Annotated in this window: 17 protein-coding genes; 13 read left to right on the forward strand and 4 right to left on the reverse strand. The window is 49.9% G+C overall.

Annotated features, from left to right (window positions below; all coding sequences use genetic code 11):
- The first annotated feature begins 3 nt into the window (after positions 1-3).
- The 13 genes from U9S71_RS07395 to U9S71_RS07455 all read left to right on the forward strand — a co-directional run bounded on the left by U9S71_RS07395 (position 4) and on the right by U9S71_RS07455 (position 21431).
- Positions 4-3027, forward strand: coding sequence for a PVC-type heme-binding CxxCH protein (locus U9S71_RS07395; protein WP_436410307.1), 3024 nt, complete (start codon positions 4-6; stop codon positions 3025-3027).
- 2 nt (positions 3028-3029) lie between these two features.
- A complete protein-coding gene (locus U9S71_RS07400; protein ID WP_326326398.1) occupies positions 3030-4316 on the forward strand; it encodes a neutral/alkaline non-lysosomal ceramidase N-terminal domain-containing protein in 1287 nt (428 codons plus the stop codon).
- Between the two features lie 494 nt (positions 4317-4810).
- Positions 4811-6490 (forward strand): GH39 family glycosyl hydrolase, encoded by a 1680-nt coding sequence (locus U9S71_RS07405; RefSeq protein ID WP_326326399.1) that lies wholly within the window; start codon positions 4811-4813, stop codon positions 6488-6490.
- Positions 6487-7725, forward strand: coding sequence for a beta-galactosidase (locus tag U9S71_RS07410; protein ID WP_326326400.1), 1239 nt, complete (start codon positions 6487-6489; stop codon positions 7723-7725). Before U9S71_RS07405 ends, U9S71_RS07410 begins: the two co-directional genes overlap by 4 nt.
- A 7-nt stretch (positions 7726-7732) precedes the next feature.
- A complete protein-coding gene (locus tag U9S71_RS07415) occupies positions 7733-9790 on the forward strand; it encodes a glycoside hydrolase family 20 protein (protein ID WP_326326402.1) in 2058 nt (685 codons plus the stop codon).
- A 50-nt stretch (positions 9791-9840) separates the two neighbouring features.
- Complete coding sequence (locus U9S71_RS07420; RefSeq protein ID WP_326326404.1) at positions 9841-11169, forward strand: hypothetical protein; 1329 nt, start codon at positions 9841-9843, stop codon at positions 11167-11169.
- A 146-nt stretch (positions 11170-11315) separates the two neighbouring features.
- Positions 11316-11903 (forward strand): RNA polymerase sigma factor, encoded by a 588-nt coding sequence (locus U9S71_RS07425; RefSeq protein ID WP_326326405.1) that lies wholly within the window; start codon positions 11316-11318, stop codon positions 11901-11903.
- 91 nt (positions 11904-11994) lie between these two features.
- Positions 11995-13077: a FecR family protein gene (locus tag U9S71_RS07430; protein ID WP_326326407.1), complete on the forward strand. Its 1083-nt coding sequence runs from the start codon at positions 11995-11997 to the stop codon at positions 13075-13077.
- A gap of 309 nt (positions 13078-13386) precedes the next feature.
- Positions 13387-16695 (forward strand): SusC/RagA family TonB-linked outer membrane protein, encoded by a 3309-nt coding sequence (locus U9S71_RS07435; protein WP_326326408.1) that lies wholly within the window; start codon positions 13387-13389, stop codon positions 16693-16695.
- Positions 16696-16700: 5 nt separating this feature from the next.
- Complete coding sequence (locus U9S71_RS07440; RefSeq protein WP_326326410.1) at positions 16701-18539, forward strand: RagB/SusD family nutrient uptake outer membrane protein; 1839 nt, start codon at positions 16701-16703, stop codon at positions 18537-18539.
- A gap of 14 nt (positions 18540-18553) precedes the next feature.
- Positions 18554-19480 carry a DUF1735 domain-containing protein gene (locus U9S71_RS07445; protein ID WP_326326412.1) on the forward strand — a complete coding sequence of 309 codons (927 nt, stop codon included), beginning with the start codon at positions 18554-18556 and terminating at the stop codon, positions 19478-19480.
- Positions 19473-20744, forward strand: a complete 1272-nt coding sequence (locus tag U9S71_RS07450) for a Gfo/Idh/MocA family protein (protein ID WP_326326414.1) — start codon at positions 19473-19475, stop codon at positions 20742-20744. The genes U9S71_RS07445 and U9S71_RS07450 overlap by 8 nt, the downstream gene beginning before the upstream one ends.
- A gap of 24 nt (positions 20745-20768) precedes the next feature.
- Positions 20769-21431, forward strand: a complete 663-nt coding sequence (locus U9S71_RS07455; RefSeq protein ID WP_326326415.1) for a 3-keto-disaccharide hydrolase — start codon at positions 20769-20771, stop codon at positions 21429-21431.
- An 11-nt stretch (positions 21432-21442) separates the two neighbouring features.
- On the opposite strand, the gene U9S71_RS07460 is transcribed toward U9S71_RS07455, so the two are convergent.
- The 4 genes from U9S71_RS07460 to U9S71_RS07475 form a co-directional block, all read right to left on the reverse strand.
- Entirely contained in the window at positions 21443-21916 is a 474-nt protein-coding gene (locus tag U9S71_RS07460) for a ribonuclease H-like YkuK family protein (RefSeq protein ID WP_326326416.1), read from the reverse strand.
- Between the two features lie 136 nt (positions 21917-22052).
- Positions 22053-22697 (reverse strand): uracil phosphoribosyltransferase, encoded by a 645-nt coding sequence (gene upp, locus U9S71_RS07465; protein WP_326326418.1) that lies wholly within the window; start codon positions 22695-22697, stop codon positions 22053-22055.
- 88 nt (positions 22698-22785) lie between these two features.
- Positions 22786-23616 carry a universal stress protein gene (locus tag U9S71_RS07470; RefSeq protein WP_326326419.1) on the reverse strand — a complete coding sequence of 277 codons (831 nt, stop codon included), beginning with the start codon at positions 23614-23616 and terminating at the stop codon, positions 22786-22788.
- 7 nt (positions 23617-23623) lie between these two features.
- On the reverse strand, positions 23624-24388 hold the full coding sequence (locus U9S71_RS07475) for a DUF4197 domain-containing protein (protein ID WP_326326420.1): 765 nt from the start codon (positions 24386-24388) through the stop codon (positions 23624-23626).
- Positions 24389-24399 lie beyond the last annotated feature (11 nt).

Genomic DNA, 24399 nt, shown 5'->3' on the forward strand with positions numbered 1-24399 from the left:
TATATGTTTCGCAATTCCCATTTAGTGTACCTTTTCCTTTTTCTTGGTTTCGTGGCAACATCTTGCCGGAGCGACGGCCCTCCCGCTGGCGGAGGCTTATCGCCTTCTGAGGCCTTGGGCAGTTTCGAGTTGGCAGCGGGTTTCCAGATCGAGCTGATTTCGGCCGATCCATTGATTTCTGATCCGGTTGCGATGGAGGTTGACGAGTACGGCCGCATGTACGTTGTGGAGATGCACGGTTATCCGCTTGACAAGAGCGGTTCGGGCACGGTGAAGCTACTTCATGACGATGATGGCGATGGTGTGATGGACCGGAGCGAAGTGTTTGCCGGCGATCTCCAGTTCCCCACGGGCGTGATGCGCTGGAAGCAGGGCATCCTGGTCACGGATGCGCCGAACTTGCTTTACTTCGAGGACAGCGACGGTGACGGGCGTGCGGAGGTGCGAGACACGCTGCTGACTGGCTTTGCGTTATCGAACCCGCAGCACAACATGAACACACCGATGTATGGCATCGATAACTGGATCTACCTTTCGAACGAGCCTGCCGGTGTGGCGAGCGTCTATACGGAGGAGTTCAGCGACCTGGGCACGGAAGTGCATTATCCCGGTGTGGCGGGGGCACCTGTCCTTCCGGCCAACGGTGGGGGGCGGCGCGTGCGCTTGCGTCCAGACCGCAACGGGCTGGAGATGTTGTCGAGTGCGGGGCAGTTCGGTCATACGGAAGACCGTTGGGGGCGGCAGTTCCTGGTGAGCAATGCCAACCACATCTACCATGAGGTTTTCCAGGCGGAGTACCTTGACCGCAATCCGGGGCTCTTGATTCCAGGAGTGACGGTTTCCGTTTCGGACCACGGCCCCGCGGCTGAGGTCTACCCGATTACGGTGAACCCGGAGCACCAGCTGCTGACGGATCTGGGTGTTTTTACAGCTGCCTGCGGAATCACGTCCTACCAGGGTGGCCTTTTCCCAGCACCTTTCGACAGCGTGGTCTTCGTTGCCGAGCCGGTGGGCAATTTGGTGCATGCGGATCTTGTGCGGGAATCGGGGGCTACGTTCACGGCCTCGCGGGTGTACGAAGGCAAGGAATTCCTTGCCTCGCGTGACCCGTGGTTCCGTCCGGTGAACCATTACGTGGGACCGGACGGTGCGCTGTACGTGATCGATTACTACCGGCGCGTGGTGGAGCACCCGGAATGGATGGCCGAGGGCGCTGCCGAGTCGCAGAACCTGTACGATGGCATCGACCGCGGGCGGATCTACCGGATCACGCCCAAAGGTACGCCCGCTGCGCTGTGGACGGGCGGTATGTCCCTGGGCGATGCGACGGACGGGGAGTTGGTGGGTTACCTTTCGGATAAGAACCTGTGGTACCGCCGCACGGCGCAGCGTTTGCTGGTGGACCGGAAGAGCACGGCGGCGATCCCGTTGCTGCGGGATATGCTGGGCTCGCCGGAAGAGGTGGGCCGGCTGCATGCCGCCTGGGCGCTGGAGGGTCTGGGTGCGCTGGAGGAAAAAGACGTCCTCGGATTACTGGAAGACCCGGTTGCGGGCATTCGCGAGAACGGGATCAAGCTTTCGGAGTCTTACCTTTCCTCGGGCGCGGTACGGCAGGCACTGACGGCCCTGCAGGGCGATGGCAACGGCCGTGTCCGTTTCCAGCTGCTCTGTACATTGGGCGGGGTGGACGATGCGGCAGTGGCCAAAGTGCGTGAGTCTATGCTCTTTGCGGGGCTAGGCGACCCGTGGATGCAATATGCGGCCCTGTCAGCGGCCTCGCCGGATTACAAAGGCCTGCTCAACACGGCGATCGGCGATTATAGTGAAGGTAACCACGCCTATACGGACCTAATCCAGCGGGTGACGTCGATGTCTGTTGCCACGGCGGGTGCCGCTGATATGAAGGCGCTGATCAATCGGGCCCTGCAAACGTCGGGCGGTGACGGTTCGTGGCAGGCGGCGCTGCTTCGAGGCCTTGCCCAGCGGGGCGGGTCGCACACGGCCTCTCGCCAGCTGGAGCTGGAACGCCGGCGGCTGGTGGGGGCGATCTACGGCCACCGCTATGAAAGCGTCAGCTGGGCTAGCCTGGAGCTGCTGGGCCGCATCGGCCTACCGGGCGATGGTTCGGCCAAGCCGGTCCTTGATAGGTCGGTTGCATTGCTGGGTGATACCAGCTTGGGGGATCACCTGCGGATCCGTGCAATCGAGTTCGTTGCGATGGTTTCCCCCGAGGACGCCGCGGATAAGCTTCCGGCGCTGCTGTCGGCCGCTGAGTCCGCGGACGTGCAGCGGGTGGCCGTGCGGGCCCTTGGGCGCGTCGGGGGTACGGATATCACGGCCTGGCTGATCGACCGGTGGGGGGAACTTCCGCCGCCGGTCCGCGAGGAGACGGTCGGTATCCTGTTTGCGGGAGAGGGCCGCATCACGCAGCTCATTGAGGCGCTTAAGGCAGGCACGATTGAGCCATCGGCTGTCGGTTGGGGTCAACAGGTGGGGTTGATGGCCCAAGGCAACGATGAACTGCGCCGGCGTGCGCGTGCGGTCTTCGCCCCCGATGCTGTGAGCGAAGAGGAAAAGGAGAATACCGTGGCCAAATACGAAAGCGCGCTGGACAACTCCGGAGACGTGGAGAAGGGGCTACTGCTCTACCAGCAGCATTGCGCGCCGTGCCATCAAGTCGGCGGAGAGTTCGGTACGGCCTACGGACCCGATCTGGCGACCATCCGCAACCGGGCACCTGATGCGATACTGAAGGATATCCTTGATCCGAACCTGTCGATCGCCGACGGCTTTGACCTTTGGGAGCTCACGATGGCCGACGGCGAAGTCCGGCGTGGCATCATCGGCTCGGAGACGCCGACCTCGGTCACCTTGCGTGTCTACAACAAAGCGGACGAGGTAATCCCCCGGAGTGACATCGCTTCAATGAACTCGTTGGCCATGTCGCTGATGCCCTCGGGCCTGGAACACCAGATTACGCCCGAGGAGATGGATGACCTGCTGACCTTTATCAAAAAACTGAATTGAACATGAAAAGAATAATCGTTTCCCTATTCATTTTGAGTGGGTTTCTGGTTCCCGCCCACGCGCAGTCGTTCCGTGCCGCGGTGAGCAAGGTGGATATCACGCCCAGCGACTCCCAGCAGCTTTTGGGATACGGAGCCCGTAAATCCACGGGAGTCCACGACCGGATCTACCACCGCGTTGCGGTGATGGATGATGGTACGACCCGTTTTGTATTGGTATCCTCGGATATCTGCCTGGTCTCACCTTCTGAATACGATAGGGTGGCTGTGCTGCTGGAGCAGCAGCTGGGCATCCCTCCTGAAAATTTCTGGTGGTCGGTGACCCACACACACTCGGCTCCGGAAGTTGGCCCTCCGGGGCTGGCCGAAGCATTTCTGGGGGAGCGCTATACGCATGCGTATGACAAAGCGTATACCGATGCGACGACAGCCAAATTAGTGGATGCCGTAGCTGATGCAATCGATCGGTTGGAGCCCGCACGGCTCTCGGTGGGCTGGGGGCATGCCAACGCGAACATTAACCGCCGTGCGCGACGGGCCACTGGCGAGACCTATCTGGGGCTCAATCCGGATCTGCCGGTTGACCGGCGCATCGGCATGTTGCGACTGGACAGGCCGGACGGTTCGCCCATCGCCATCATGGCCAATTATGCGATGCATGGCACGGTGATCGGCGGTGAATGTACGCTGATCAGCGGTGATGCGCCCGGTATCGTGGCTGATTATGTGGAGCGTGAAAGCGGTGCCACGATGCTGTTCATCAATGGAGCGGCGGGCAACATCGCGCCGATATACAGCACGCAGCCCAATCCGTTCCGGCTGCCGGAGTTTGAGGTGTTGCTGGGCGACCGTATTCTGGAGGCGAATGAGCGGATGCCCGAGGGCAGCGCAACCGTTGTTTTCAGAACAGGCAAAACCGTGGTTGAAACGCCGCAGCGGGAAGGTTTGAACTGGCCGGAATACCTCGCCGATTACAGCGGGGAGAACAGCGTAGGCGTCAAAGTGGTGAAATTACCGGTCCGTTTTCTGAAAATCAACAGCGATATCGTCATCTGGAGCGCTCCATTGGAGCTGTTCTGCGAGATTTCCAACGAAATACGCGAGCGGTCACCGTTCCCCTACACGTTCTATTATGGGTACACGAACGGATGGCTGGGGTATCTGATGACGGATGCGGAGATTCCGTTCGGCGGTTATGAGACCACGGTGACCCCATTCAAGCCCGGTGCCGGCCAGGATTTGATCGATGCGGTGCTAAGCTATATTGAAGGGGATTTGAGTAAGCCTTAGGATGGCTTGCTTTGGCGGGGCATGATACCCAGCCTGAACACACAGGGCAGACCACCCGTTTGGATTTTCTGAATGCTTTGGGCGAATACCTTGCTGCGCATGAAGAGGTATGGGTGGCTCCTGTTGGCGAGATTGCTAGTTACATAACGTCAACCCGTACGAATGGGAAGGTTGGTCAGTATCGGATGAAGAAGCAGGTAAGACCATTAACATGCTGGTAGATGGAGAAGAGCTAGCGGTGACATCGAGAAGTCTGGCAGTTGGGAAACCTTCAAGACAGCCATCGTGGGTACCGTCGAGATTAGCGAAGGCAAACACCGGTTTACGGTGGTTCCTGCCGATCCGGATCTTGCCGGCCCTTTGTTGGACTTGCGGACGGTACGGCTCATCCCTCAGCGGTAATCCCAGTATGGTACAGGTTGCGCCTTTTTTGGTAAAAAGGTATGTTCGCTGGTGAATGATGGTTGTTTGGTAACCAGTTAACCTTGCAGATAATGACAGTTTTACGCCTTACGCTACTTTTGGTGAGTTTATTCCCCTCATTGGTCGAAGCACGACCTCATCCGATAGCGAAAGAACGGCCAGCTTCTTTAGATTCTGGATATCATGCGTTCCATGGCGATATCCGACAATCAGGTCCCGAAATAGGAAACCCGGCCGACAACATCAACGTTTGGAACTATGCCGCGGAATGGCACGGTGGTATAGAAAAGCAGCCGGCCGATTATTTCCATGAAAATTTCCCCTACGTCCGTTATGTCCAGTTGATGACCGCTGTCGGCGGAAGTGAGCAACGTGATTTGTTTAAAGATCCGCTGGACCGGTCGGTAACCGACGACTATGATTTCTCACCCTTGATCCGGGCATGCCGGAATATCGTGGGCCAAGGGCTTATACCACATCTGAAATTAGGGAATGTACCGTTAAAATACTCGGCAGATCCTGAAATCAGCAAGGATTTTGGAGTCAATGTGCGCCCCCCATACGATTACGGTCTATGGCATGGTTATATCAAGGCAATGATGCAAACCCTCGTGGAGGAGTTTGGCGAAAAGCAGGTGCAGGCGTGGCGTTTCGGTGTGATTACCGAGTATGAGAATAAGTCGTGGTTCTCGGTTGACGACGATCCGGAGAAAACAAAGGATGCTTACTTCAAGCTGTACGACTACACCGTAGATGCGCTGGAACAGGTGTTGGGGAAAAATATCTGCGTAGGAGCACACAGCATGACAGTCTCTGAAGGGCTTTGGGATGAACGGCAACTCATTGCCCATTGTGCCCGTGGAAAAAATAATTGTACCGGAAAGACAGGCACCCGACTTGATTTTTTGGCTGCGTCGTATTATGATGAACGCCCAGGTAAACAGGTGGTTGGTAGTGCTTCTTTCGTAGAGACGATCGACCACTTAAGAGCGACAGCCATAAAGGAAGGTTTTGATCAAGTCTTTTACGGAATAGATGAAGGACGCATCCTTAACGGGCTTGATGGGAAATCCCTATTTCCGAGGGCCGTTGGGCAGACGTGGCAAGCGGCGTATGACGCTCGGATGTACCGGATGATGCTGGATGCCGATATCGACTATTTCAGCCATTGGGCTTATACGTCGCACGGTATTTTACCGGGTGTTCCATCTGTTTCGGACCAAGCATCGGCGTTATTTTATAAAATGGATGGAAGTGTCCGTCTGCCACTGGAACACAGTGCCGGAGAAAAATTGGCGGGTGAAGATGTGGGTGCTGTGGCTGCATGGGACAAGCATAAGAGGAAATTATATCTCCTAGTCTACGCTTACTCAGATTCCCTCCATCATACCGCAACCCGCGAGATATCCTGCGTAATCAGCGGAATTAAATCGAAAAGCGGGGAATTGTCGGCCGTGCGGAGCTTGATTAGCGACGATTCGAATTTTTTTGACGAATGGCTCGCTGACCGGGAACGCATGGGGATCACGGCCGACGATTTCGGCTGGTCATCAGATAGCTTCGTTATTCAGCCACCCACATTGAAAGACGGTAAACATGTAGCGTTTTTTAATAGCCGGGTGCCTTTTTACCGCTCCCGGGCCCAAGTGCATCCGGTACAGGAAATGCTCGAGGTGAAAGATGGAGAATTGCATATCCAAACCGATATTCCACTTCATGGTGTAATGCTTTATGAAATAACAGTCGAATGAAAATCATTAAATCGATCAGAATGAACATGAAATACCTTCTTTTATTTGTAAGCCTGACGGGCTATTCGTCTCTGTTGGTTGCGCAACAGCAAGCGAACACGGTGGAACAGATCCCGATTCTGGCCTGGTACGGGGTTTCCCCCGAGGAAAGCACAGTGGAACGCTACGAAGAGCTACGCCAGTCGGGGATTACCCACAATTTCACGTTCTTTAGCAGTGTAGACGAACTCGCTGTGGCCATGGAATCAGCCCAAAAGGCAGGTATAAAAATGATCATCCATTGTCCCGAACTCGCAACCGAACCCGAAAAGATCGTCCGGCGGTTTAAAGACCATCCGGCGTTAGCTGGTTATTTTCTGCGGGATGAACCCGGACGTGCCGATTTCCCCGAATTGGGGGAATGGGCAAGACGCATCCAAGCCGTTGACGACGAACACTTCTGTTATTTGAACCTCTTTCCTAACTACGCATCGAAAGAAGCATTGGGCACCGAAACGTATCGCGAGCACGTGCAATTGTTTATCGAAGAGGTGCCGCTTCAGTTGTTGTCGTTTGATCATTACCCCATCGTGGTGGATGGCTCCGGCAACCGGACGATGCGCCCGGAGTATTACGAAAACTTAGCGATTTTTTCGGACGAGGCAGATAAAGCGGGGAAACCATTCTGGGCATTTGCGCTGGCTGTGGCCCATGAGCCTTATCCCATTCCCACACCTGCAGAGATCAGGGTACAGGTGTATAGCAATTTAGCCTATGGGGCGCAGGGTATACAATATTTCACTTATTGGACACCCAAACCGGGTACGTGGGATTTTCATCACGCGCCGATTGATTATGATACCCAAAAGCGAACGGAAGTTTATGACTATATCACGCAAATGAATCGTGAAATCCGAGGCCTGTCTAAGGTGTTCTTGAACGCAAAGGTGATATCGGTAGCACACACGGGCGACTCGATTCCTCGCGGAACACACCGACTGGAAAAATTGCCTGATGTGATTACCAAATTTGAAACGGAGGGAACAGGGGCAGTCGTGTCGTTACTGAAGAACGAAAACACCTCTTACCTGGTTATTGTGAACCGCGATTTCCAGAAAAGTATGTCTGTGACCATCGAGGGCGACGAGCGACTAAAGCGCGTATTGAAGAATGGTCGCACCGTCGATGCCGACGCTTACATCAGCACGCTGCCGGTAGCCCCGGGCGATATATTGGTTTATGCTTGGCAGCCATAATATAAAAATGAGAAGCATATTGTATCTTTTTTCGGTCGTATGGGTGCTCTTTTTGGCGGGGTGCAATGTTTTCAAGCGCACGTCTAAACCGGCAGGTGCCCGTGCTGAAATACGCATGGACAATAAGTTGCCTACCTTGTATGTGGATGGTGAGAAACGGCCACCCTTTGCCTATATGTCTTATCTTGGCGAATTGTACTCACTTATGTTACGATCTCTTTATTACTTTGGCTGTGTATGTTGGTTCATCGTTGGATGGTCAGATGGGGCTTCAGCGGGTATTCCGCAGGCTGGGTCCGGTGATGGTGCTAACGAACCATTGGTGTTGGTTGCTCAGGGCAAGAGCGCATATTCGATTGTTGTGGCAGATACCGCATCATCTGTCGAAAAAAAGGCAGCCACTGAGTTTCAGCGGTTATTTGCGCTGAGCACAGGTATCGAGCTGCCTATTATTTGGGACGGCCCACCCGAAGGCGCATTTGAAATCCTGATTGGGCGCGTGGCGAAAAAATACCTGGAAGAGGAAGCAGCTGGCAACTTGGGGGTAGATGGGTTTCTCATCAAATCCAAAAAGGACTTACTGCTCATTAACGGGGGCGGTGGAAAGGGTGTTTTATATGGAGTTTATTCCTTTTTTGAAAAACACCTCGGGTATCGGTGCTATTCACCGGATGTATTCAAATTCCCGACGTTGACCGAAATCGAGTTCGCACAGCCCATAAATGATCGGGAGGTGCCAAAAAATCAGTATCGAAACGTTTATTACTACGTAGCCACGGATGAATTTTACCGCGACTGGCATAGACTGCATAACATGAAGCCCGATTGGGGGCTGTGGGTGCATACGTTCGCGACGCTCGTTCCTCCCGAGACCTACTTCGCAGAGCATCCGGCGTATTTTGCACTTATTGATGGCCATCGAACCGCTTATCAGGAAGATGGGCACCTCGGTGCACAGCTGTGCTTGAGTAATCCGGATGTGCTGCACGTGGTGGTTGAAGCACTAAAAAAACGGATGGCGGAGAATCCGTCGGCCAAGTATTGGTCGGTAAGTCAAAATGATACCTATCCGGAAAAAGGGTACCAATGTGAATGTGAAGCGTGTGCGAAGATTGACGAATACACGGGGTCGCCGAGTGGTTCATTGGTAACGTTTGCCAATAAGGTTGCCGCTTATTTCCCCGAAACGAACATATCCACATTGGCCTACCGCTATAGTCGGTCGGCGCCCGAACACCTGACGCCGGCCCCCAATGTGAACATCATGCTGTGCACAATCGAGAGCGACCGTCATATCCCTATTGCTGCGGATTCAACAAATGATACGTTCAACAAAGATTTCGAAGATTGGGGTAGGTTAACCGGAAACATCCTGATGTGGGATTATGTCGTTCAGTTCGCTAACCTAATGGCACCTTTTCCCAACCTGGATGTATTGCAGCCAAACATCCAGTATTTTACAGATAACCACGTTAACGCACATTTTCAACAAGGCAACATCTCCAAAGGGGGGGAGTTTTCAGCGCTTAAGCCATATTTGATTGCGAAACTTCTTTGGAACCCCGAAATCGATTTGGAGCGTGAGATCGCCGACTTCCTGCATGGCTATTTCGAATCAGCGGCACCGTACATCCATGAATACATACGCCTAACCCATGATGAGTTGAAGAAATCGAATCTCCCGTTAACCATTTACGGTAACCCCACGGATCACCTAAAGGGGTTTCTGAGTCCCGAGTTATGGGCACATTACGACGAGTTGTTCCGACTGGCGGAAAAAGCGATTTCATCCGATAGCTTGGTATTGAATCGGGTGAAGCTGGCCCGGCTTCCATTGAGTTATGCCTTGTTTGAGTCGGCCAAGAAGTTAGGCCGTCAAGAGCATCGGGCTTTTGCCCAACATGGCGACCAATGGATCATAAAACCCGAAATGCAGGAGCGGATGGATGAGTTCCTTCTGCTTTGTGAGAAAAATCAGCTTGTGCATTTAAGGGAGGGGGGCGGTAATCCGGCCGACTATATCCACGAGTTGAAGGAGCTTTTGTCGGATAAATGCATGGAGTAGATATCAAGAAACTGTTTTGTAACCCATTGAAACGAAATTTATAGGTAAATATGAAGATAAATCAAACCCGTCGGAAATTTATTGCCACAGCCGTTTCAGGCGTCGCTGGCGCAGCAGTAGCACCCATGGCCTTGGCCACAGAAAAACCGGGGCCGTCTAAGGAATCAGCTTTGGGTACCCAAGGCGCCCCTGCCCCGAAACCGGTGCCCCCGACAGGCGAACGGGTTGATCCGTCCGAATTTATAATCTTTCCTTGGGGCAGGATGCCTCACGCTCCGGCAGAAGGTGCATGGGGCGACATCGTAGATATGGATGCGATGATGAATGACCTCTACCATTGCGGATTCAATACGAGCGGGTTCACAGACGCCAAATACCTCAAATATGTCAGAAACAATCATCTAGCGGGGATTTTGTACGCTGGAATTGATGCAACGAAAAAAAACACGCAAAGCGAGGCGGATGAAAAGATCCGGACGTTTTTGGCATCCATTACCGATCCGGAAGACCGCAAGGCTGTGCATGCGATTTACCTTCGCGACGAACCGAATGCGGCATTATTTCCGCAATTGAATACCTGGTCTGAAGCCGTAAAAAAACAGGGTATATTACCATACATCAATCTCTTCCCAGACTACGCCCCGCCAGCGCTACTCGGCACGGCGGACTATGAAGCGCACCTCGATAGCTATGTGGAAACCTGCACCCCCCCGTACATCTCGTATGATAACTACTCGCTTTTAGAGGGGGGACGATTGGATGAAGATCGTTTTTTCGGTAATATCGAAGCGGTTCGCAAAAAGTCGCTTCAAGTGGGAATCCCGTTCTGGAATGTCATTTTAGCGAATGGGCATTTCAATTACGCCGAACCCTCAGAGGCTACATTGGCTGTGCAGGTCTATGCTACGTTGGCGTATGGCGGCAAGGGCATTGGGTATTTTACTTATTATACACCACAGGTCGGCAATTATCGTCTCGCGCCAATCGACCGTTTCGGATACCGTACGAAGACCTGGGAGATGATGCGGCACGTGAATCTCCAGATTCATTCGTTGGCTCCGGTATATGGCAAATTGAAAAGTGTCAACGTGTTCCATGCCGATCGTGTCCCGCGGAACGGTCAGGGTGCCGAGTCGGCCAAGCTCGTCGAATCGATTAGCGGCACTTCGTTGTTAGTCGGTGAATTTCTCCATCCCGATGGAAAGCCGTATGCCCTAGTGGTCAACAAGAACATGCAATCATCTGTTACATTTGATGTTCAATTCAAGGAAAAAGGCCGGACGATGCTCGTTAGCCAGTTCGACCAAGGCCGGGTTCCGTTTACGGGCGAACAGAAATGGCTGGCACCGGGGTGCGGTGCGTTGCTGACCGTGGAATGATGATTCCACGTAGGTTTTCGGTGGTTTCTTATTCGCACCCATGGATTTTGTGAAAAAGTTTACCTACGTTTGTAATCAAAGCATTATAAACATAGCACCGTACCCGTTACTCCTGAGGTTCTCATCACCGGTAAAACGGGAAAGAAATGGATCGAAGCTACAAAGACAGGAATTTTTCTGCTACAGACGAAGCGCTTATTTTGCTCATTCAACAGGGCGATCGGCAGGCGTACGCGTTATTTTATGAGCGCCATCGTGCCGCGATGTATTTATCGGCCTACCATTTATTACGCGACGATGAGGATGCGCATGATGCCGTGCAGGAATTATTTGTTACGGTGTGGCAGCATGCCGATCGTATTGACCCGACCGGTAACATTAAAGGGTATCTTTACACGGTGCTGCGCAATAAGATCCTTACCGCGATGAGCCGCAGTAAACATTTTCAAGAGTATATTAGCTCATACCTCGCCTTTGGGCAGCTATCGGTGAGCGCCACGGAGGAAACTGTTCTTGCGCGGGAGCTGGAGCAAATATTGGAAGAAAAAATTGGCCAATTGCCGCCCAAGATGAAGGAAGTATACGAACTTTCATGGAATGACCACCTAAGCAATAAGGAAATCGCTGAGCGCATGTCCATCAGCGAGGGTACTGTAAAACAGCATAAACACCAAGCCATGCGTATTCTGCGTGGTAAACTCCAGCGATTGGTATCGGCATTATTATTTTTTTAGAAAAATCTCAAGTCGACTATAACCTTTGTCCCTCTCGTTAGTATAGTTCTTTAAAGGGATGAGAACCTTTGGAGTCCAATTGTAAATTTTAATGCAAGAACGAGAGAAAATCAGGCAATTATTTGAACGGTATCGTTCGGGCCGGTGTACACCTGAAGAGTTGACGCGCTTGCATGCATGGTTGAATCAATATGCAAAAAATGAAGCTCAGGGTCTTGATGATTTAGAAGAGTCGTACAACGCCGAACATGCAATAAAAAAAACGCGATGGCTGCGGTGGTTTCCTTATGCAGCTGCGGTGATTATCGTAACGCTCGTTAGTGTATGGTATGTTGGCACCGACCCAGCAGAAAATCTAAAACCTAAAATCGCAAACTTGAAACCCGGAGATATCGCACCGGGTGGGAACCGTGCTACACTTACATTGGCTGATGGTCGCTCGATTGATTTGAGTGAAGCCGAGTCGGAGATTGTGGTGGGAGGTGAACATATTTCGTATGCCAGCGGATCGGAAGAATTGGTTGATTTAAAAGACGAAGAGATTTCCCTGCTTGTATTGGCCACACCTAAAGGGGGGACTTATCAAATTACACTTTCAGATGGGACTAAAGTGTGGTTAAATGCCGAATCTACGCTTAAATACCCTTCACGATTTGTAGGAGAAGAACGCGTGGTCGAAATTGAGGGCGAAGCGTATTTTGCCGTAACGAAGGACTCAAACAAGCCGTTTAAAGTGCATAGCCGAGGTCAGCAAATTGAAGTGTTGGGTACAGAGTTCAACATTTCGGCCTATACGGATGAACACGATGTGAAAACGACCTTGGTAACGGGAAGTGTTGAGTTGAAAGTGAATGCCAGCGGTGAACGTATGGCGTTAGTTCCCAGTGAGCAAAGCGTGCTTTCGGGAGATATGATCACGAAGCAGACGGTGGATGTCGGGCCCTATATCGCGTGGAAGGACGGCCACTTTAATTTTGATAACACAACATTAGCAGACATGATGAAGCAAATGGAGAGGTGGTACGATGTGGAAGTGATTTTCGAAAGCGGAGTGCCGAACGAACAGTTTAGCGGAACGATGTCGCGGGATGTTTCGTTACAGACGGTGCTGGAATTGCTGCACATTTCTGGCATTAACTACCGTATACAGGGAAACGATCTGATTATCGAATAATATAAATTACTAACGATATAAAACCGATACATATGAATATGAAAGATACCACGTAACTCAAAGGTTTGAAAACATACAGGGAAGACGCTTCACCATCCTCCCTGTGATGTTGGATAACGCTTTTAACAGCAAGTAGAAACTAACTTTTATTATCCAATCACTGCAAACTTAGCCATAAGACACGTATTGCGCAAACGGTAGGTGTGTTTATAAATAAGTATGCGGTGGCAATTATATGCCATGAGTATGGAAATTCATTCCCACTATCGGGAAATAGTGAGACTAAAACGAAAACAATTTTTTCGAATCATGAAATTGACAACACTTTTCGTGTTGATCGGGTGCCTCCACCTCAGTGCCGCATCGTATTCGCAAACCATCACGTTCGAAACGAAGAGGTACTCAATGAGGGAAATCTTCCAAACGATACAAAAGCAAACCGACTATTCGGTTATTTACAATGTTCGCTTCTTAGCACATACCCATCCGGTCGAAATGACGGCTGGACAGGTGCCACTACTCACTTTTTTAACCGATGTGTTAAAAGACCAGTCGCTGACTTTCGATGTGCGAGAGAAGACCATCTTGATTGGCCGGGCGAGGCCCGAACCGATCGAGATCCGTAGTTATCAAGAGGCAACCCCCCCAAATCGTATAATCGCAGGTAAAGTCACCGATGATCTCGGGAACCCTTTGCAGGGCGTAACCGTAAGCGTACAAGGCTTAAATGCGGCTGTACAGACCGATGCATCGGGGAATTACCAAATCGAAATCCCAAGTGGAGGCACTGGTTTGGTTTTTACGATTGTCGGTTTTGAATCCAAAGAGCAAAGCATCAACAAAGAGAACATCATAAACGTGGTAATGACTCCTGTTGTCGACAATTTGGATGAAGCGGTGGTTGTTGCTTTTGGTACACAGCGTAAGGCCAGCGTTATTGGGGCAATTACCACCATTTCGCCAAATGAATTAAAGATGCCGGTTTCTAAAATTAGCAGCAGCCTAGCTGGTCAGATGGCGGGTATTGTCTCCGTACAGGGTACGGGTGAACCCGGGGCGGGTGCGTCTTTCTGGATCCGTGGGGTCAGTAGCTTTGGAGCGAATAATCGACCACTAATCCTTGTAGACGGTATCGAAAGGCCATTAGACTTGGTCGATCCGGAGGACGTGGAATCGTTCTCCATTTTGAAAGATGCTACGGCAACTGCCGTTTATGGTGTCCGCGGTGCAAACGGTATCGTTTTGATTACTACGAAACGTGGTAGAAAGACGGAAAAGCCGATAATTAATGCCCGTTTTGAAAGAGGCATACTTCAACCCACCAGTGTGCCCGAATTGGCCAATGCATCCCAATGGATAGACTATTACAACGATATCAATTTTGAGGGTTCATCAAGGTATGCTTATCCTCAGGGACTCAAAGATCTGTATGTAAATAAGGTCGATATGGATATTTATCCAAATGTGGATTGGATGGATGAGATTTTTAAAAATACGACCACTAACGATCGGCTGAATGTCAATGTAACTGGGGGCGGCGATATAGTTAGGTATTATGTGTCGGGGTCTTACCTTCGGGAAAATGGTATCTTCGAACCGAATAAATCGCCCAACTACGACCCTTCCGTAAACTACGACAAAATCAATTTCCGATCAAACCTAGACATCAGGCTGTCGCCTTCCACCGACCTGAGTTTGAATCTTTCCAACCAGTATGAAACCAAAAACAGGCTTGGCGTGGATATGGCCCAGATGTACGAAATGGTGTTGCACACCACGCCGATTGCCATTCCGACCGTTTATTCCGATGGAACCCATGCGCAACCGTTGGTCGGCCGAAATCCTTACTACGCATTGAATAGTACCGGTTTTTCGGAGGACTTTTGGAATAACGCACAGTCGTTGGTAAGCCTCACCCAGGATTTTTCCAACATGGTGACCGAAGGCTTGAAAGCGAACGTCAAGTTTTCCTGGGATGCTTTCAATGGATCTACCTTAGATAAGCGCAAAAACCCCGCAACCTATTATGCAACGGGCAGGGATGCGGAAGGAAATTTGATTTTGCATAAAAATGCGGATGGAAGTGACTATCTCTCGTTGGCACGTTCAAACCGCGGCGAACGTACGATTAATCTGGAGTCTTCCTTGACCTACGATCGATTGTTGGCAGACAAACACCGTGTGGGAGGATTATTTCTATTCAATATGCGGCAACGGACGAATAATTTTCCCGGTGATTATATAGCCGCATTCCCGTTCCGGAACATTGGTGTTGCCTCTCGGTTTACCTATTCCTTCTTAGATCGCTATTTTATCGAAGGAAATTTTGGTTATAACGGTTCTGAAAATTTTGCGCCCGGAAAACGCTTCGGATTCTTCCCGTCGTTGGCATTGGGGTACATCATCAGTAATGAAGACTTTTTTAGTGAACTGTTACCCACCATCAGCCATCTGAAAATCCGCGGATCGATGGGGGAAATTGGCAATGATCAAATAGGTGGCGACAGACGGTTTGCTTATAACTCGGAAATGGCATGGACGGGCGGATACCATTTTGGAAGCACAGGGCAACAGTGGCGGGGTGGCATCGCTACGGGGCACCCGGGAAACCCGAATGTCTCTTGGGAAAGTGCCATTAAACAGAATGTTGGCATCGAACTCGGTTTATTCAACAAGCTGACCATAAATGCCGACTACTTTTCTGAAAAACGCGAGGGCATTTATATCCTCCAGGAAAGTGTACCTTCTATTGTGGGCGTTAATGTTCAACAGTATGTAAACCTGGGCCGTATGAAGAACCAGGGTGTCGACGCCTCGTTTGAGTTTTCACACCATAGTGGCGACTTTGCCTTTCAAGGACGGGGGAACTTTACGTACAACCGCAATAAGAAATTATTTGACGATCGGCCAACACCTATATGGGCGTACCAAGCTGAAGTCGGCCAACGGTTATACCAACAGCGGGGTTTGGTTGCCCTGGGGTTATTCGAATCTGAGCAGGAAATAGCCAACAGCCCTGAACAGAAATTTTCGACCGTACAGCCGGGAGATATCAAATACAAGGATATCAATGGTGATGGTGTGATCGATTCCTACGATCAAATCGCCATTGGTGACACCCACATACCCGAATTGAATTACGGATTCGGTGCCAGTATGTCGTACAAGGGATTTGATGTGTCGGTATTTTTCCATGGTGTGGGCAAAGTGACCCGTATTATAGGCGGTGGACCGCTTTACGGGCAAAGCGGCAATATCCTCGTGAATGGCCAAATCTATTCGGACGTTGCGGATAACAGATGGTCTGCCCGCAATCCAGATCCAGATGCAACGTATCCCAGATTGTCCATGATAGAAAACAGCAACAATCGACAGCCCTCTACGTTCTGGCAACGCGACATGAGTTTTATCCGACTAAAGAATGTCGAACTGGGATATTCCTTGCCGAAGCGCTGGGTAACCCCGGTAAACCTCTCTAAAGTGCGTTTCTATATGCAGGGACAGAATGTGTTGACCTTCAGTAGTTTTAAATTGTGGGATCCGGAGTTAAATACTTCATATGGCGGTATCTATCCACAAATGCGCATATTTAATTTTGGGGTGAATATCATATTGTAAGCAAGATGAAAATATACATATATTTAATTTTAGGAATCGTATCGTTAGGTTTACTTGGTTCCTGCGAGAAATACCTGGATGTAGAACTTCAGAACCAGATGAGCCTGGAAGAAGTTTTCGACAAAAGACAAACAACAGAGGCTTATTTGGCCCAGATCTACGGATTTCTTCCGAATGAAAACGACATGATCGGTGGTGAAGGGGGGATGGTCCCGTTAAGTGATGAAGCGTTATTCTCTTGGTTAGCCTGGGTGCCTTGGCTAAATATTAATATTGGATCCTGGGGGCCGACAACGGGCGATTACCAAATTTGGGAGCATAATTATCGCGGAATAAATCAGGCCACCATTTTCATGAATAACGTGGATAAAAACGGTGAACTCAACCAACAATCCAAGGACGTCATGAAGGCCGAAGCTCGTTTTTTACGGGCCTATTTTTATTTTTGTTTATTACGGCGGTATGGGCCCGTATATATCTGGGGAGATCAAGATTCGGATATACTTATTCCCTCCGACTCCGTTGACCGTCACCCGTTGGCGGCTAATGTCGACTTTATCGTGTCGGAGTTTGACAAAAGCATTGCGGTATTGCCCACACAGATTACCGACCAAGCGTGGCTAGGTCGGGTAACCAAAGGAGCCGCTATGGCGGCTAAAGCCGAACTGTTGCTTTATATGGCTAGGCCATTATTTAATGGTACGGAACTGTACCGGGGAATGAAGAATAGAAAAGGCGAGTTCTTATTTCCGCAGGCGCCGGATCCTAATAAATGGGAGCTGGCCGCAAAAGCGGCGAAAGACGTGATCGATTTGAACCAATATGCCTTATACGAGGATCATACCGAGGCAGATCCATTCAAGAAGGCCATCAAATCGTATATGGGTATTTATTTCGATAAATGGAACTCCGAGATTATCTGGGGTAGATGGATAAACAGTGGATTTGATTACAATGTGCGGACGGCCCCGCCTCGGGTGGTAAAAGAAGGATATGGTGGGTTTGCCCCGTCATTGAAGTTGGTAGATACATACCCGATGGCTGCCTCGGGTCGCTTTCCGATAACCGGATATGAATCTAATGGCGCACCGATTATCGATTCAAAATCGGGCTACCGGGAAACAGGGTTCACCGAAAACTTCATCCATCCACTGGATGATTTTGCGCCTATCAAAGCGCATAATAGTGTGGTAGGCCGAGACGCTCGTTTTTATGCGTCTATATTAGCAAACGGTATGTATTGGATCAACACCTTTCACGGCGAAAAGCTCGTTACCTTTTATACGGGTGGTACATCATCCTTTACCCAAACGGGAGATTGTGTGAAATCCGGCTACCTATGGCGTAGGATGAGCGACCCGACCAACGATATTGAGCAAGGACAATGGGGGCAGTTTGCGTGGCCGTATTTTCGGCTAGGTGAAATTTATCTGGATTATGCCGAGGCTTGCAATGAGAAACCCAATCGTGAGGAAGCCGAAGCGTTGACCTACATCAATTTGATTAGAAAGCGTTCGGGTTTAAATAACCTGGAAATTGCGTATCCGGAAGTAATCGGTAATCAAGAATTATTACGAGAATTGATCAGAAAAGAGCGAATGGTTGAGCTGGCTTTTGAAGGTCACCGTTACCACGATTTGCGTACGTGGATGTTGGCTGAAGAAGAGATGAACGACGCGTTTTATACGCGTAATCTGACCTCCACATCTTATGAAGGTTCTTGGTCGCGTACCACATCTGTCTTTCCCGGCAGTCGGGTGTTTCAACCGAAGCACTACTTCTTTCCGATTCATCAGGACCAGCTAAGCGAGATGCGAAACATTACGCAGAATTACGGATGGTAAATGAAGCAGCAATTATGAATATCAAAATAAAACAGTCTGTCGGACTACTAATAAGCATTATCGCAATAAGCCTTTGTTTATCCTGCGAAGACACGATGCTCAATAACATGGTGGATGATGAGGTCTATCTACTAGATGAAGGATTAAACGAAGTAAATATTTTCAATTTTGAGCAGCCGATTATTCCGATCCACGTCATTAAGTCGGGTGCGGGGCAACGTGCAATACAACTGCGATTGGCGATTGACCCCGATCTATTAACTGCGTACAACGAAGGTAATGGAACCGCATACAAATTGTTGGATCCAGCGGTGTATCAGCTTAAAAATTCGTCGATTGACATGGAGTCGGGCACATACGATGCCACTTTTGAGTTAGCATTCGATAGTGAAAGGTATACAGAAGAGACAAACAGCGATCCCGACGCCCTTTTTGCCATTCCATGCACCGTAACGGTTTTGAATCCGATGGAAAATGATCCTCAAGAAATGCAGACGATCATCGTTCCTAAGGTATCAGAACCTTATATGCAGTTTGCGGCCGCTGGTTTTCGGTCAGACATCAATACCATTACGCCAGCCAGTTCATCCCATCTTTGGTATTATTTGAAAGTGGAGTTGAATTATCCAAATCATCATGACGTGAATTTTACGGTTGGCACGGCGAAAAACCAGGGGCAATTGATCGAGCAATATAATCAAGAACACGGAACAGGCTATAAACCGTTCCCCGAATCCGTTTATCAGGTAGAGGAAAACCCTGCCGTACCCAAAGGGACGGACTATGCAGCATTGAGTTTCCAGATTTTTAAAGACGGACTTGTTAGCGAAGGTGTGGCATATGGTGATTACATGCTGGCGTTAGAAATTGATCACGTATCGGCCAACAAAATTCATCCAGTTAATAATTATGTAGTCATCCCATTTTCTTATCATGAATAGACGATCATTTATCAATAGCGTTGCTGTAGGAGGGACTGGTTTAGCAGTTAGCCCTTCAGTTTTCAGTTTGGTTGGGAAACCGCAATCGACCATTAAATTGGCATTGATTGGAAAGGGGGGAATGGGGACCGCAGACACCAACACGGCGATTCGGGTTCCAGGCGTGGAGCTGGTGTCCGTCTGCGATATTTATGCCCCACGGTTGGAAGACGCTAAAAAGCAGTGGGGGCAGCATATACGGTTGGAGAAAGATTATAGGGAGATTCTGGAGGATGATCAGATCGATGCCGTAATTATTGCAACCCCCGACCATTGGCATCAGAAAATTGCTGTAGAGGCACTCAAAAAAGGAAAGCATGTATACTGCGAAAAGCCGATCATCCATAAAAGATCGGAAGGAAGGGCATTGATCAAAACCCAAAAAGAAAGCGGTAAGATTTTTCAGATGGGAACGCAAGGCGTGTCTGCGGTGGGCACACATTTAGCAAAAGCACTCATCGAATCAAATATCATCGGCGAAATCAACTTCGTAGATGCCCGGTTTTCTGCGGCGCCCTCCCCGTTAAATGGCTTCCGTCCGCCGGCGCAAGCAACATCCGAGAATATTTGGTGGGACCAGTTTTTGGGTCGCGCACCCAATGTGCCATTCACTCCGCAACGTTTTTTTGCATGGCGAAATTGGAGCGATTACGGCACCGGACTGGCTGGCGATCTATTTGTGCATGTGATCGCCAGTGTTCACTTTATTACGGGTTGCTCAAAACCCAAAAAAGTATATTCAGACGGCGACATACTGTATTACAACGATGGCAGCCGTGATACGCCGGATGTTATCTACTCCTTGTTTGATTATGAAAACAAAGCAACGGCCGCTCATTTCAAAATGTCCCTAGGGGCGAATATTGTAGATGGTGTTTCCAAAGAATGGGGAAGTACCGACTTCAAAATCGTTGGGAATAAAGGCAGTATGCGCGTTAATTGGGATGCGGTTACGGTAAAAACGGTAAAGGAAACGGAAATCAACGGTGTGGAGAATACGCTTAGGCAAATAGGCGGATTCGGGGGCATTAAAAAAATATCCGACAATGAGTATGCTTTTTTGGCGAAGCCTGATTTTCCTGACGCTCATTTTCTTCATTTCCAGAATTTCTTTGACGCCGTACGTGATGGAGGACAGAACATAGCAACCGTGGCGTTCGGTGTCGATGCATCATCCGCAGCATTATTAAGTTTTGAAAGCCAGGTAAAGCGGCAAGTTGTTTAATATAATATCAAGAATACCATTTTTATGATACGTAGAATGATCAGTTTGATGCTTGCTCTGGCCTTTATTACGCTGGCTGGAGAAGTATATGCCCAATCGAAGAAAAATGAAAAAGGATTTTTGGTTCTATTTGACGGAACCAATATGGATGCTTGGCAAGGAAATACCCAAGAATATGTGCTGGAAGATGGTTGCATCGTTATGCAACCTACGCAAGAGATGGGTGGGAATTTATACAGTAAAGATCAATACAGTGATTTTATACTACGCTTTGAGTTTTTGCTGACTCCTGGGGCTAACAATGGTTTGGGAATCCGGCACGATATCGTACCGAATGACAAAGGATACAGCGGTATGGAATTGCAGATTTTAGACAATGAAGATCCACAATATAAAGACTTGAAACCTTACCAATATCATGGTTCTGTATATGGTATTTCTCCCGCAAAAAGGGGGTATTTGAAGCAGTCTGGCGAATGGAATACACAGGAAGTGATAGCAAAAGGAGATCACATAACGGTTAAGGTAAATGGCAAGGTGATTTTAAGAACGAACCTAAAAGAAGCGGTAAAAAACATGCCTTCGGATAGTTATTCCAAAGCGGTTTTCAATCCATCGGGCCATATCGCGTTTTTAGGACACGGTTCTGTTGTGAAATTCAGAAATATAAGAATCAAGCCATTGTAAATTTCTAAGAACTATTGCACCACCTTATTGGCGCAAGCCGAGCTCGCAAACGCCTCCGGCTTCGCTTTAAACACAAAACCCATGCTGAGGATATAACCCATGGCGTCGTGCAGGGCTTGGTTTGATTTGAACATCGGGTTGGTATTGATATCGGCATGCACCTCGAGGTCTACATGGTACCGATCAAGCAAATCGCAGAGGGCATACGCAATCTCTATCGAGCGTTGTACTTCGGCAAGCATGCGCTCCTTGATGCTCATTTTTAATCGGGTGCGGTCTTGATGGATGTACATAAAGCCACCCTTGCCTTCGCGGACAAATACAATGACGGTAGCGAATTCGGTTGTGCCGCTCTTCACTTGCGAGTCGGTGCCGATGCAGACTTTGAGCTTGTTGCCCAACGCATACTCGCGGGCAATGGTGTTGGATACTTCATCAAGAATGGGTTGGCGTAAGGGTTCGCCACTGAATTTTTTCCAAGTCATAAAATTGGTTTTAATGAACGATACGGAAAAGAACGCTATAGAAAGCGAGTTAAAGGTAAAGATAAAAGTTCCTTAATGCCAATAACTTAGTGTGAAGTTTTTATAAACAATTAAGTAGTTTTTAACAATTTAAGAACTACTCCTTCGCTCCATATGCCAGATCGCCAGCGTCGCCCAAGCCCGGTACGATATACGCCTTACTGGTGAGCTCACTGTCGATGTCACCAACCCAGAGTTGGGCATCTGGTAAAAACGCTTGTACGTGGGCAATGCCTTCTTCACTTGCGATGGCCGAAACGATGATGAGCGATTTGATGTTGAAGTCGTCAAGCAGCTCTTTGCAGGTAAGCACCATGGTTCTACCCGTGGCGAGCATGGGGTCCACGAGGATGACGATACGGTTATTGAGGTCTACGCTGCTTACGTATTCTTTGCGGATTTCGAACGCACCGCTTTTCTTCGTTTTGCGGTAGGCGCCAATGAACGTGCTCTCCGCTTGGTCGAATATATTGAGCATCCCTTGGTGCATGGCTACGCCGGCCCGCAGAATGGTAGCCAATACGGGTTGCTCGGCAAGGAGCGTGGTTTCTGCGAAGCCCAAGGGGGTTTCCACTTCTACAGGCTCATAAACGAACGTTTTACTGATCTCGTAGGCAAAAATCTCCCCCAGCCGCTCCAGGTTGCGCCGGAATCGCATACGGTCCTGCTGCACTTCGATATTCCGTAGCTCGGCGAGGAAATGATTGGCGATGCTGTCCCGCTGGGTTAAGATAGTAAGCATATTCAAACGTAGCTAAAGTTGTGCGGATATGCAACCAAGCTGTGTTGCACACCCACTGCATAAACACAACATTGAACGATTGGTTTTATTAACCCAAAGGTTTTTTCTTCAGCAACACCACGGGAACGTCTGCGATATTGAGTAGTTTCTTGCTGACACTGCTATGGAATAGCCGTTCGAGGAAGCCGTAATTGCGCGACCCCATAAGGATAAGGTCGATCTGGTTCGCTTTTACGTATTCGAAGATGCCATCCGCCTTATCGCGAGCCTCACCTATCATTTCAAACGCGGGATCCACGACGTCGAGCATCCCAAGCAGTTCGTCTTTACTTTTTAGCTTGCCGGGCGTTTGGCCGTGTGTAGCGGGGTCTACATGAACGATATGCAACGAAGCTGCTAATCGACGGGTTAATCGGATAATGCTGTCCACGGGTGTTGTATGACGTACATCTCTTAGGTCTGTGGCGTACACCATCTGGTCGATAGGATGGAAACGATGATCCCGCGGTACGATAAGCAACGGTGCCGAGCCCGATTGGGCTACGGTTAGGGTGTTATGGCCAATCAGTGTGTTTTCAATATCGGAAAGACCGGCGATGCCCATCACGATAAGCGATACGGCATACTGGTCTACAATGGCGTCAACCCCTGCTTCAACGGGTTTGTCGTCTGAAAGGAACATGAAGCCGTCGGCCGATAACGTGGAGGGTACCCGTAGCTTCGCCGCCATTTTTTCCAGGTGGCGGAGGGTAGACGATCGGTACCCCGCCTGCTCGTCGAAGCCATCAGGCGGTCTGTGGGCGTAAGAATGGTAAAAAATGACGTTTCTCGCCCGGAGATGGCCGGCCATGTCAACCGCATATTGGGCTGCGGTATACGACACGTCGGAAAAGTCGACTGGAACGAGAAACGTCTTCACAGCATGATTATTTTTTTTGCTTATCGGCGTAACCAAATACCTTCTGCAGTAAGGGTGTAGTACGGGCGCCACCCAAGTTATCCCGTATTTTCAGCTCTTCCTGGGCCACTTGGTGAAACAAGCCGTCTATCGCTTTCCCGGTAACGTATTTGGTCAAATCAGTTTCTACTTTTTCACTCACCAGCGGAAGCTGGTTGTAACGGGTTACCACGGCACTCCAATACTGGGCCACGTTGTGTTTGCCGAGGGCACCCTCTACGATCGGACTGAACCGCTTGGCCAGCTCATCGGTGGTGGTGCGCTCGAAAAATTGCGTGGCCGCATCCTGCTGGCCACTTAACAAGATGTTGGTTGCGTCGCGGATGGTCAATTTGGAAAGCGCCGATACGAATACGGGTGCTGCCTCATTCACGGCGCCCTCTGCGGCGCGGTTGAGGCTTTGGATGAGGTTGTCGCACAGCGAGCCCAGGCCAATGCCACGGAGGGCGCTTTCTACCTTCTGGGCTTCGGGCGGCATCAGTATCTTCACCGCGGCATTACCCAAGAAGCCATCGGTAACCGACAGCGACTTGATACTGCGATCAAGCCCTTGGCTCAAGGCTTGTTTGATGCCCGAGGCGGCCTCGTTAGCGCTGACGGAGGAAGAACTTGAGCTACTGTTCGAGGTTGACGAACCCCCAGAGCCACTGCCCGTAGACAATTGGCTAAGCGTATCGCACTGCGTGAACAGCAGTAAACAAGACGCTAGTGAAAGTGTTTTTAAGCTGTTCATGGTATGGTGTT

The organism is Parapedobacter flavus, assembly GCF_035818675.1.
In the GTDB taxonomy this organism is placed as follows: domain Bacteria; phylum Bacteroidota; class Bacteroidia; order Sphingobacteriales; family Sphingobacteriaceae; genus Parapedobacter; species Parapedobacter flavus.